Genomic DNA, 12505 nt, shown 5'->3' on the forward strand with positions numbered 1-12505 from the left:
GAGATCGGCCTGGGCGAACTCCTCACGCACCCATTCCACCGACTGCGTCCCGGCCTCCATAAGGGCTTGTGTCTCTGCGTCCTCGATTCGTGGTTTCTTCGGCATGCCGCCCTGCCCCTTGCCTCGCACTGCGATGCCGGTAAGGCTAGCAAACCGTTTTGGTTGTGTCCAGCTTTTTCTTCATGCCGAGGACGTGCTGCTGAATTCTGCGAAAAGGGAGCGACTTTGTGTGCAATAGATAGACTATTCACTAATTGCCACTTTATTGGAGGTAGCGCTAATTATTGCCGTCGTTTTGGAGACTCTTTATGGGAAAACCTCACCGCCGATGATGAAGGGTACGCATTCGTAAATAGGGAGCGAGTGGCCGCAGGGAAAAAGAGGTATTCCATTGATGATTTACACACGGATGTTCGGTCCTTGATCAATAAATTCGTTGATAAGGGTGGAATTGGCTTGAGAACGGTCCGAAAAGGCAACCTAGGTACAGGGGCGATTGGTGTGTCGCCCCACGGGACCGAGATCACGGAAGCGATAATAAAAGTTTTGTGTGAGCATCACCATATATCTGGGATCTCCGATAAGGGCTTGAATATTCGTCCTGCAGCCGTGGAGTGTGTAAAGTTCTTTGCGGCCAACAATGTGTTTACGGGCCCTCTAAGTGAAGTGGTTAATGTTCTGGAGAAAAAGCTTTGCCTTAAGCCCTAACCAGGCGGTGCGTTACGATCCCCTGGTCCCCAAGGGCCGCCAATGCGAGGTTGACGAGGTGCTGGTGGTGCGTGAACAGCATAACCTGACCACCCTCGGCGAAACGCGCGAGCGCTCGTAGAATGTGGATGGCGCGTTCGTCGTCGGACGTGACCAACACGTCATCGAGGATCAGCGGCATGTGTGGGTGGGACGCGCGCCTCAGTTCCAAGGCCGCGAGGCGCAGGGCAAGATAGAGTTGATCGGCGGTCCCTTCGCTCATCGCCTCAACGCCGATGAGCCGGCCATCGTCACGCTCAGCGCGGAGCGTGGGCTTTTCGTCCACCTCATCAGCCACAAGCCTTGGGTAACGACCACCGGTCATGAGCGAAAAATACGTGGAAGCAGCCGCCACCATGGGTGCTTGCGCGCGCTCGCGGAATCGATTCAAGGATTGCTGGAGCAGGGCATGGGCCAATTTCAGGCGCGCCCAGGGCTGAATGGCCGAGCGATACCGGGCGGCGGCGGCCTCCATCGCCTCGCGCGCTCGGGCGGCCTGATCCGAGGAGTCGATGGCGTTCAAGGCGCGCCGGGCCTCTTCTTCCGCACGGCGAGCCACGGTTTGCTCCTCTTGAAGCCGCGCGATCTCGACGCGACAGCGCTCCCGTTCCGTATCCAGGGTTATCGCATCCTGACCGGCGAGACTGGCGCGCAAGTCGTCCTCGGAACGGTTCGAGGCCTGGGTCAGTTGTCGGCGCAAGGTCGCTACGGTCGCTCGCGTCTGCCGCTTGTGGGCCGCCCGCTCTTCGCAGTCCGGCAGGAGATTCGTGCTCGCGACTCCCGCAGCGGCACATAATCGCATCAGGACGTCAGCTTGCGCACCCCGGTCGGCCTCGGCCTTTTCCTTCGCGGTTTGCGCTTGAGCGCGAGTATGCAGGAGCGCCTTTCGGTCCCGATCCTGGCTCTGCGACGCTGTCAGGCGCCTTTTCAGGCGATCCCCCAAATCCTCGGCCAAAGTGGGCTCGGGGGCCGGCTCGCCCAATAAGCGCGCGAGATCCTGGGTTTGGACCACGAAGGTCTCGACAACGGCGCGCTCTTGAGCCTGGCGATGCCGGGCCTCGGCGAGCGCCTCGGATGCGCGTACAAGGTCATCCAATTCGCCAAGCCGCGCCTTTACGGCCTCCGGCGGGCTGCCCGGCGCCAGGAAAAGACGGACATGCCATGCCTGGACGGCCGCCTGGTGGCGGGCTAATGCGGCCTTGGTCTCCTGGACCTGGCTTGTCACCCGCGCCCGGTCGGCCTGCCGCGCTTGTGCGGCCTGCACGCGAGCGGTTTGTTCGGCCTCGACCCTGATGGCAAGGGCCTCCTGCCGTTCGGCCTGTGTTATGAGTGGCGCCAAGGCCTGGTCCTGCGGGGGGCATCCGAACCCCGCGAGCGCGCTCGAAAGGGCGGTCCCGGCCGCTAGCGCCCGGGACTCGATCTGCTCTTGAGTCGTGCGGGCATCCGCTAGGCGGACAGCAATGGCGAGGGCTTCCCGGCGCATGATCTGCCACGCGTGCAAGCTATCGGGTTCCAGGGCCGGCAATCGGGCATCGGCTAGCTGGCGTGACCAAGCCGCTTGCCCATCTTCACGGCGGCGAGCCAGGGCACTCAACTCCTCGGTGATCCGGGCACGGCGCGCTCCCATAGTTTCGATGCGCTCGGCGCATTCCTCGTATGTCGCGGCACGGGCCGCATCGCTTCGCAAGAGATCCGCTTGCCGATCCGCGCTGGCCTGCGCGGTCTCAAAAGCCTCAGGCAAGGCCTGATCGGCATCAAAGGCGCGGCACGCATCCGAGGCTTCGCGGCTACGTTCGACATAGGCCTGCCGAATCAAGGACCACCCCTCGTCCCGACGGGCACGGGCAGAGCGGAGCGTCTCGGCTGTGACCACTTCGCCCACCGCCGCGAGCTCCCGTTGGCGCCGGCGCTGCTGTTCGATATCGGTCTCCAAACCGACATCTTCGGTACGCAATGCACGCATCTCCTCGTCAATATGGGCAGACGCGCTTCGGGTGCTCGCGATTTGGGTGTCGAGCAGGGGGCGCATGGCGCCTAGCGCCTCCGGGTTCTCGACCCCCATCTCCGAAAGCGCTTGGCGTAGCTGGTCTGCGAGCGCGCGGATGGATTTGTGGGAGCCGTCGATAAACCGAGACACGTCCCCCAAGCCCCGGGCCTCGTTCAAGGCCTGCATCAATCTCTCGCGCGCCGCGCGGTCAGGCATGACCTGCGCCTCGTTCCCGGCAACCGCTTCCGCCTGATCGAGCTCCTGAATCCGGGCCTCTTGAGCCGCCCGCTGCATCGAGAGTGTGTGTAGTTGCGTGAGGTGCGTATCCAGCGCGGCCCGGTCCGCCGCGGATGGCGCGGCGACGAGCAGTTCGTTGAGAGGGCGCCCGGGGGCGATGCGCGCCGCCTGGGCCGTCTGTGTTGCATCGAGCTGGGCGATAACCGCTTCCTGTTGCGCCATAGCAACGCGGGCGCGGGCCACGCCGTCGATCATGGCAAAGAGCCGCTCAATCGTCTCGGCGTGCTCCAAAAGCGGCGCCTCGACCACGAGATGTTTTAGGGCTTCGTCGGCACCCCGCTCTTGCTGCTCCGCGTCTCGTCTATCTGTCTCGGCACGCGCCAAGGCCTGCTCAGCGGCCAGACGCCCTTCGCGGGCGGTGTCGGGAAGATCAGGGACGGCCTCCAGTGTTCGCAACTCGGCCTGGGCTATGTCGTACTCACGCAACAAGGGCTCGACTGTCCGTAATTCGGTCAGCGTGCTTTCCTGTCGGCGCGCCGCGGCGAGCGCCTCATCCAGGGCCGCAAGCGCGGCCTGGGCCCCCTCGTGCGTGCGATAGAGCGCCTGCCAAGCGGCGGGGCGAATTTGCGCCTCCTTCCAGGCGTGGCGCGACTCCTCGAGCAAGAGACGCGCGGCGTTGATGGTGGCGGACTGGGCGCGTCCATGGGGGTTGAAAAGGTCCTTAGCGTCCGCGTCCAGCTTCGTCAGGATCGCGGCAATGCCGCGCGTGCCCGCGCTCGCCTCGAAGAGCGCGGCGCCCAGCTCGCCCTGACCCTCAAGCAGGAGACGCCCACCTGCCCGCAGGCGCGCATGATCCAGCCCGAATAGGCCCTCGAATGCCTCACGCTCGAGGCCCCCGGTCAGCGCCTGCTCCTCCTCGCGACCCACCTCGGGGGAGGAGAGTGCTTGGCCGGAGATGCGATCGAAATAGGAGAGCGTTATCCCGCGGCCCTTGCGGCGCATCAAAGCGAGCTCACGTCCGGTCGTGTCTTGGAACACCCCGGCGATGCGCAGGTCGCCGGGGGCATGAACGAACGCATCATGGCTGCGCAAGGGGATCCCAAAGCGCAGGTCGATCATGGCCCGCAGCGCGCAGGACTTCCCGGCCTCGTTCAGTCCAAAAATCAGATGGAGGTCGGTCGCCGAAGGCGTGCCCGGGCTCACGAAATTGAGCTCGACATCGGTAAAGGGGCCGAAGGCTTGCAGTCGGAGTTGGGCAAGTTTCACGCGCCGTCTCCCGTGGTCGCCAAGCGGGCGAGCACCGTGGCCTCCGCGTCCCGTAAGAGCTGCCGCATAGCCTCGACCTCGCTCAGGCGCGGAACGTCACCGTCCGCGACTTCCGGCGGCAAGGCGTCCAGCACACCGCCGAGCTGGGCTTGAACCAGGGCGCGGAGCGCGACCTCATCGGCGTTCGTTTCATCCACGAGCCGAATCAGTTCACCGATCGCATCATCTCGCCGGCGGGCCTGCGCCCGATCCCCCGGCGGGGTGATATTGAGACGCACTTGCTCGATCCAGACCTCGATGTCACCCAGATCCTGGGCCCCGGCCCTGACTGCGGCGCCCAACGTACCAGGCTGGCTGGCCTCGAGCGCGGCAAGCGGCGTCACGCCGGTTAAGGTGACGCGCACAGCATGCAGCCGGTCCGCCGCTCCAGCCAGCGTTGGGGTCAGGGCCTCGCAAAACGCGCCGCTTATCTGATCCAGGGCCTCGATGTGGTTCAGGGGGACGGCGAGGTCGTGCCAGCGCACCGCGTCCAGAGCGAGGAATTCGGATTCCATTCTATTGGCCAGGACGATCACGAGCTCGCAGCCTTTGGGTCCCGTTTCGCGCGCGTGTCGCCCTTGAAGGTTGCCAGGAAAGACGATGCGCGGCGCGCTTTCCGACACCACTTCCCGGGCATGAACATGACCCAGCGCCCAGTAGTCATAGCCCTTGGCGGCGAGCGTGGCGACATCCGTAGGGGCATACGTGTCGTGGCGCGATGAGCCGCCGAGGCTTGTGTGGAGCACCCCGATATTGAAATACCCAGGAACGGGAGCGGGGTAAGCGGGGACAAGGTCTTCCGGAACGGCGCGGTCCGGGAAGCTGCGGCCGTGGATCGCTACCGACAAATCGTCGATCGCTACGGTGTGGGCGGCGCGGCTCGAGAAGACCGTGACATTCGGCGGCAGGATTAATTGCCGGGCAATCACCCCTTGGGCGTCGTGGTTTCCCTGGGTGATGAAGGCCCGTATACCGGCTCGATCTAAACGCACCATTTGTTCGCGAAAAAAGAGTCCGGTGTGAAAATCCTGCCAATCGCCATCGTAGATGTCGCCTGCAAACAGAACAAAGTCCACCGGCTCGGAGAGCGCTCGATCGATCAGACCTTCCAGGGCCCTGCGGGTTGCGGACCGCAACCGTTCCACCGGGGCGCCATCATAGCGATCCAAGCCCCGGAGCGGGCTATCGATATGCAAATCAGCGGCGTGCAGAAAACGCATCGTTTTGTGGTCTCATGGCACATTGGGCGGAAGTCAAGGGATCAGGGTCCGTTTGTCTGCGCTCGGGCAATGGCGTCCGCCGATGTTACCGGCCCGCCCGCGTTGTTCTATGCCTCTCCGGCTTCCCTGGGATTTAAGGTTCCCGCGCATTTCGTCGATCCTGGTCACCGAATTCGCGTAGGTCTTTGAGACTAGCCTATCGGCGAAAATGAGGCTCGTCTACCTCCTGGCGCGAGCCTTCCTCGTCGTCAGCTTCGGTGAGTTCCGCACGAAGCAGCGTCATTCTATAGCCATCGCGCTGGCCGAGCGCCTACTCCGTCAGGCAGGTGACGCCGTTCGGCCACGATAACCAGACGTGGGAATCGACCCCTTCCTGCTCCCCAATAACCCCGGACATGGTGCTCGCCCGCCACCGGAAGATAGGCCGGAAGACACCGGCCAGCGCGAACAAGTGGGGCCGTTACCTGCGGGCCCTGCTCACCTTCGCGGCGGGCCGTTACACCGACAGCGAAGGCCGCCCCATTCTGACCGACAATGCCGTAAAGGTCTTGTCCCGCGCCCGCTCCTGGTATCGCGTCGCGCGGCGGCAAAGCGTGATCCAGCCGCACCAACGGGCCGCGTGGTGGGAGCCCGTGACCCGGTTACGCAATACCGCCCATCGGGATTATTTCCTCACCCTCATGGCCGATGGGGCCATATCTGGCGGCCCTGCTGAAGGCCCGCGAACGTCTCGGGCCGCTGGTCTTTATCAGCGCGCACGGGCAGGTCGGCAACCTGCGCTACTCGCTGGAAAGCATCACCAAGACATCCGGCGTCAAGTTCATGGCCCATGACCTGCGGCGGACCTTCGCCGCCATCGCGGAATCCTTGGACATTCCGGCCTACGCCTTAAAGCGCCTCGTGAACCACAAGACCCAAGGAGACGTGACCGGCGGCTATCTGGTAATCACCACGGAGCGCCTGCGCGCCCCCATGGAACGGATAGAGGACTGTGTTTTGAAGGCGGCCAAGGTACGCGAGAGCGCCGAGGTCGTGGCCCTCCTGGACCGGGCGTTGTAACCTCGCAAAGGGGCTTGGCGCGTTTCCCTATACGTCTTATACTGTAACCCATTAGGTGACGGCATGATCCAGAGCTTCCGGCACAAGGGCCTCAAGCTGTTCTACGAGACGGGCAGTAAGGCTGGGATAGTTGCCGACCATGCCAAGCGGCTGCGTGTGCTTCTCGCTCGCCTGGACGCTGCGAGCAAGCCCGAGGATATGGACCTGCCGGGGGCACGTCTACACGCATTGAGCGGCACGTGGCACGGTTATTGGGCCGTCAACGTATCGGGCAATTGGCGGCTTATCTTTCGGTTCGAAGGGGCGGAAGCCCACGATGTGGATTACCTCGATTATCATTGAAGGAGCTTGCCATGATGCACAACCCCCCTCACCCCGGCGAGACCATAAGGGAGCTCTGCCTGGAACCCTTGGGCCTGTCGGTTACAGATGCGGCCGAGGCCCTGGGTGTGACGCGCAAGGCGCTCTCCGAGTTGTTGAACGGGCACACCGGGATTGCCCCGACCATGGCCCTGCGCCTCTCCCTGGCGTTTGGCGGAAGCGCCGAAAGCTGGCTCGTGCAGCAAGCGCAATACGACCTTTGGCAGGTTGGCAAGAACCCGCCCAAGGTACGACGCATCGCATAATAGACCCGATGGCCCGCGTCGCTGACCGCGTACCGGGTGAGTACGGCTGGCGCGACCACCTGCGGCGGCAGGCCAAGCGACACCTTGCCTTTTAGAGATGGAGGCGACCCGACTGAAGCGGAAGATCGAGGAAGCCGAGACGTGATGTGCTATTCCGCAACCGTTACGAAAATAGAGGGACGCATGGCCGGGCGGAAGCCGGTCTTCAAGCCCGCCATGACGGCAGCCGCCCGCATGCGCCGTTCGCGTGCTCTTCGTCGCTCGGCTCTGGCGCGGATCACCGATGGCCTGGCGCAAGCACCGACCGCGACGCCTTCGCGGCGCTTGGCGGTGTCGAGCGGCATATGCAGATCGCACGCGATGAACCGGCTTTATTCGTGAAATTGTTGGCCGCACGTCTCCCCCGCGAAACCGAGGCGGGCGGGTAATTATGATTGGCGCTCAACCCGGGGCCCGATGGGGGATGAGCCGCCTAGCGACGAGCATAACGTTTCCGAACATTAGGGAACGTATCCGTAGGCGTGCCAGACCCCCAAAGTCGCCCTAAGGGCTTACATAGTGCTTACACGGGGAAAATGGGATTTTGCGGGATGTGTCGTAAGTCTTTGTTTTTATTGGTGCCCAGGGGCGGAATCGAACCACCGACACGAGGATTTTCAGTCCTCTCTTTTACGGCCCTAGGCGGTCTGTAGAGATTCGCGGGTTTTTATATTAATAACGTTAAATCATAGAGTTATTACTTTTCACTTCCGGGAATGTCCGTCCGGATGCCCCTAAAGCCAGGCGAGAAGTTGATACCTAGTTGATACTGGCGTTGATACCGACGAGAGGATTGCGGTAGGATTTAGCTTTAGCTCAAAAGAGAGATAAAGATGTCCGCCCTCACCGATCGAGCCATCCAGGCGGCCATTTCAGATGCACGATCTGCCCAAACAAGCAGATGGCTTACGGAAAGCCAAGGAAGAGGACAAGGCTCGCTGAGTCTCAAGATCACGGCGGCATCGACTCACTGGTACTACGTCTATACCCCCACAGGGACTAAGGCCGTCCATCGTTACCCTATCGGTCCTTATGGGACTGGAGGACAGGTCTCCTTGGCAGCTGCACGCCAAAGAGCACGAGAATTGGCCACGATAAAAAGAGATGCGCCGGGAGGGGACGTACGAGCCTACCTGGGGACGCAAGAAAGGGAACGTCAGGCGCGGGAAGCTGAAGAAGCTCGACGGGCAGAGGCACTTCAGCAGGCCGCATTAAACGTAGGACGCCATACCCTTCACGCCTTGATTGACGAATATGTGCGGCATTTAGAGGCTGGGGACAAATGGAGCGCCCCCCAAGTCCAGCGGGCACTCAGACTGCACGTGGTGCAGACATTCCCGGCATTAGCGGCTACCCCCGCCCATGAGATTACTCGCAATCAGGTAACCGAGATCCTCAGGGCGCTCACGGGAGCCAATAAAGGACGGACAGCCGGAAAAGTACGAGCCTACTTACGAGCCGCCTATAGCTTGGGACTCCGAGCGGAATCTGATCCTACGGTACCCCAGGCCTTGGTAGCCTTTCAGATTACGAGCAATCCCGTAGCCGATGTAGGGGCCATGGCGCAATTCAACAGGGCGCGTAATCGCGCCTTGAGCGCGCCAGAGCTTACGGTCTTCTGGCGGCATCTTCAGCAGCAACCGGGGTTGATGTCCGATATCGTTCAGGTGTCCTTGCTCCTGGGAGGGCAAAGGTTGGCTCAGTTATTGAGGACTAAGGTCACAGATTATCAGGATGGCGTCCTCACCCTCCTTGATACCAAAGGCCGCAGGACGCAACCCAGACCCCACGCTTTACCGGTATCCCCGCAGGCAGCTGGGATTCTTGATCGACGCGTCGCTGAAGCCCAGGCCTTAGGGAGTGAGTGGCTTTTTACCAGCACCGGTCGGGTGCCGGTAGTCGAGAGCAGCGTCAGTCATTTTGTGCATGACTGGGTCCATGGTCAGACGGCTATACCCCCTTTTTCGGTCGGAGACCTACGCCGCACCTGTGAGACCTTGCTTGCCAGCCAGGGGGTGAACACGGATGTTCGGGCTCAGATCCGGTCCCATGGGTTGGGTGGGGTCCAGAATCGCCACTATAACCGTCATGACTATATGACTGAGAAACGAGCGGCCTTGACGGCTTGGAGTACGTGGTTGACGGCTTTGGAAAGGGAGGGAGATTGAGGCGGTAAAATATTTTTTTGAGGTTAATTCCCCCTCCTTTCTTCTCCGCGTACGGACGCCAGTTTTTGCCTATCCCCCCCCCCCCCCCCATTTTATTCCGCCCGTTTCCTTAATTGGGAGGAATTTTTTCTTTGTAGAACAAGGCGTTAAATATTCGCCACTACCGATTGGGTAGGGTAACTTGAGAGTGAACAAATGCAGCCAAGTGAACACCAACCCCCCGTACTCCTGCGCCTACCTGAAGTCAAGCGCAGAACGGGGCTTAGCAGATCAACAGTATACAAGTGGATGAAGGACGGGCAATTCCCGGCCCGCAAGCATGTCGGTCAAAGGTCGGTTGCCTGGCTTGAACAGGACATCAACCGGTGGATCGAAGGGGCTACCCATGACTAATTTCGCGGAGATCAAAGAACGCGCCCTGGAGCACCTTGAAGACGTGACGGCGTGGCTTGGGCTCGACGGGGAACAGCGAGGCCGGGAATTTGTTGCCTATAACCCAAGGCGTCGGGATGACAATCTCGGCTCCTTTAGCATCAACTGTGAGACAGGGGTATGGGCAGATTTTGCGGATAATGAAGTCAAGGGCAGCGATGTGGTCAGCTATGTGGCCTACATCAAGGGTCTTGGGCAAGCGGCTGCTGCCCGAGAATTGCAGTCGTTTCTAGACTCTTTGGACGACAACGACACGCCACCCCCTGCGGGAGAAAGCGTCACGGCGCCGACGGTGTCCGTAAATAACGGGGCCCTAGCCGTACAGGATGTACTGATCAGCCCTATACCGGCGGACGTGACTTTACCCACGTTTATTCCGGGGTTTGGAAGACCGAGCGTTGTCTATGCCTACAAGAATGGCTTGGGGCAGGTTCTCTTTTACGTTCTACGGGCCGATCCTTTAAACGCCGCCAAGGTTATCAGGCCGCTCACCTTGTGGACAACGGTGTCGGGTCAGAGGCAGTGGAAGGTGGGGAGCATACCCGCGCCACGGCCCCTCTACAACCTGGACCTCATTACCCAGCAGCCAGAAGCGCCTATCTTGATGGTCGAGGGCGAAAAGGCTGCGGATGCGGCAGCAGCGGCTTTGTTTCCGGATTACGTGGTAACGACAACGCCGAATGGGGCTCAGGCGGTCAAACAGGCAGATCTCTCACCTCTCAAAGATCGGACCATTGTTATCTGGCCTGACCACGATGAGCCAGGGGAGAAGTATGCCGATCATATCAAGACCACCCTCATAGGGCAGGGTCACGGAGGATCTCTTACGATCGTTCGGCCCGGTGCCTGGAGTCCCTATTACAATGAAGAAGGGGTCGCGATACTTGGAGACCGCACGCCCCCGGTAGAAGCGGGGTGGGATGCCGCTGATGCGGTTAACGAGGGCTGGACGGCAGCGCATTTCGCGTTGGCCCTAGCGCAAGCGGACTCTGCACCTACGCAGCTACCGTCTTCTGTACCAGAGACAGTTTCGGAGAGCTATGACGTCGGGCCGTATCATGTCTCGGACGATGGGGTGGCCATCACTTTTGAGGCAACAGAAAAGCGACCTGAACGAACGGTTTTTTGTGTCGTCGCGTCTCGACGTTAGGGCTTTGACGCGAGATGAAGGTGCGGTGAACTGGGGTCTACTTCTTGAATTCCCCGATACCGACGGTCACGTCAAAGAATGGGCTATGCCCCAAGAAATGCTCGCAGGAGACGGGCGGGATTTTCGCTCGGTCCTGAATAATATGGGTGTAAGGCTGGGCACAACGTCGGAGGCCCGAGCCTTGCTTACCAACTATCTTTCGATCGCAGAACCTACTGCTCGGGCTTTATGCACGATGGCTGTGGGCTGGCATGATAACGTGTTCGTCCTACCAAGCCGGACTTTTGGTCAGACGGACGAACGAGTTATTTTGCAGTCGCACAATCCCCATGACATGGCGGCATTTGAGACGCGAGGCACGCTCGCTGAGTGGAATACTGCCGTGGGCAGCTTGTGCGTAGGCAACTCCCGTCTCGTCCTGGCCGTATGCACGGCCTTGGCAGGGCCGCTCCTTAATTCGCTAGGAGAGGAAAATGGAGGCTTCCATCTCCGGGGTGCAAGTAGCCTAGGCAAAACGAAAGCCCTCAAAGTCGCTGGTAGCGTATGGGGGTCCGCTGCGCTTATAAAAACTTGGCGAGCGACCTCCAACGGGCTCGAAGGGGTTGCCGTACAACGTAACGATACCGTGCTCCTTCTTGATGAACTCAGTCAGTGCGAGGGTTACGAGGCAGATGCCACCGTGTATATGTTGGCCAATGGCGAAGGAAAAACGAGAGCAACGACTTCAGGGGCCGCTCGGCAGACAAGCCACTGGCGGTTTCTGTTTCTCTCCACAGGGGAGATCGACTTAGCTCGGCATATTGCGACGGACGGTCGTCAGATCCGGGCAGGGCAAGAGGTCCGGTTTTTGGACATTCCGGCTGACGCGGACCAAGGGATGGGCTTATTCGAGGCTCTTCACACGTCCCCTACGGCAGCGGCGTTTGCCATAGGTCTTGACGAGGCGGTGGGGCAACACTACGGGGCTTTGGGACCAGCACTATTGGAGCACCTGACCGCCGATCAGGGTTTAGAACGCTTTAGGGAAACGGTACTCGTATGCCAAGAACTATTTGTGCGGCACTCGGTACCCTCTGAGGCGGACGGACAGATTGGTCGAGCAGCCAAACGGTTTGGCCTTCTAGCTGGCATAGGGGAAGCCGCTATAGAAGCGCGTCTCTTACCCTGGGAGCCCAGTGAGGCTTATCACAGTATCCGCCGTTGCTTCGACGCCTGGCTCGTCGAACGGGGCGGCTCTGAAGCTATGGAAGATCTGCGGGCCATCGAGCAGATCAAGGGCATCCTTGAGCGAGACGGTGGTAGTCGGTTCGACCCTCTTCAGGGAAATGGTGATATTCACGAAGAAGGCACGGAAGACGTTCGGAATCGACTGGGGTTCAAGAAGCGCAACACTCAGGGGCTGTGGGAACAGCAATTCTAAATGTGGTAATAGTTCTCAATACGAGCCCCTCCCGATAATCAACGGGCTTCGGGGGCTGGACAAAAGCCGGGCCTTGTTATATAACGTCGCTGGGTCATAAAAACTCATGCGAGTA

General features: G+C 60.7%; 9 protein-coding genes and 1 pseudogene. 8 read left to right on the top strand and 2 right to left on the bottom strand.

The features are described from left to right. Positions 1–697 precede the first annotated feature (697 nt). Both ACYCTF_RS13005 and ACYCTF_RS13010 read right to left on the bottom strand, forming a co-directional pair. Positions 698–4237: an ATP-binding protein gene (locus tag ACYCTF_RS13005; protein ID WP_461285000.1), complete on the bottom strand. Its 3540-nt coding sequence runs from the start codon at positions 4235–4237 to the stop codon at positions 698–700. Further along, positions 4234–5496 (bottom strand): metallophosphoesterase family protein, encoded by a 1263-nt coding sequence (locus ACYCTF_RS13010; RefSeq protein WP_461285001.1) that lies wholly within the window; start codon positions 5494–5496, stop codon positions 4234–4236. The genes ACYCTF_RS13005 and ACYCTF_RS13010 overlap by 4 nt, the downstream gene beginning before the upstream one ends. Positions 5497–6183: 687 nt before the next feature. Between ACYCTF_RS13010 and ACYCTF_RS13015 the strand changes: the two genes are divergently transcribed. The 8 genes and pseudogenes from ACYCTF_RS13015 to ACYCTF_RS13050 all read left to right on the top strand — a co-directional run bounded on the left by ACYCTF_RS13015 (position 6184) and on the right by ACYCTF_RS13050 (position 12390). Further along, positions 6184–6555: a site-specific integrase gene (locus tag ACYCTF_RS13015; protein WP_461285002.1), complete on the top strand. Its 372-nt coding sequence runs from the start codon at positions 6184–6186 to the stop codon at positions 6553–6555. Between the two features lie 63 nt (positions 6556–6618). After that, entirely contained in the window at positions 6619–6897 is a 279-nt protein-coding gene (locus ACYCTF_RS13020; protein WP_461285003.1) for a type II toxin-antitoxin system RelE/ParE family toxin, read from the top strand. 11 nt (positions 6898–6908) lie between these two features. Then, on the top strand, positions 6909–7181 hold the full coding sequence (locus ACYCTF_RS13025) for a HigA family addiction module antitoxin (protein WP_114282785.1): 273 nt from the start codon (positions 6909–6911) through the stop codon (positions 7179–7181). Between the two features lie 872 nt (positions 7182–8053). Further along, positions 8054–8305 (top strand): annotated as a pseudogene (locus ACYCTF_RS13030) (Arm DNA-binding domain-containing protein); the annotation flags it as partial. Between the two features lie 384 nt (positions 8306–8689). After that, positions 8690–9388: a tyrosine-type recombinase/integrase gene (locus ACYCTF_RS13035; protein ID WP_461285007.1), complete on the top strand. Its 699-nt coding sequence runs from the start codon at positions 8690–8692 to the stop codon at positions 9386–9388. A gap of 195 nt (positions 9389–9583) precedes the next feature. After that, positions 9584–9781, top strand: a complete 198-nt coding sequence (locus tag ACYCTF_RS13040) for a helix-turn-helix transcriptional regulator (RefSeq protein WP_461285004.1) — start codon at positions 9584–9586, stop codon at positions 9779–9781. Further along, positions 9774–10970, top strand: a complete 1197-nt coding sequence (locus tag ACYCTF_RS13045) for a hypothetical protein (RefSeq protein ID WP_461285005.1) — start codon at positions 9774–9776, stop codon at positions 10968–10970. The genes ACYCTF_RS13040 and ACYCTF_RS13045 overlap by 8 nt, the downstream gene beginning before the upstream one ends. Then, complete coding sequence (locus ACYCTF_RS13050; protein ID WP_461285006.1) at positions 10909–12390, top strand: DUF927 domain-containing protein; 1482 nt, start codon at positions 10909–10911, stop codon at positions 12388–12390. The genes ACYCTF_RS13045 and ACYCTF_RS13050 overlap by 62 nt, the downstream gene beginning before the upstream one ends. The last annotated feature ends 115 nt before the right edge of the window (positions 12391–12505 follow it).

The sequence above is a fragment of the Acidiferrobacter sp. genome (genome assembly GCF_054609335.1).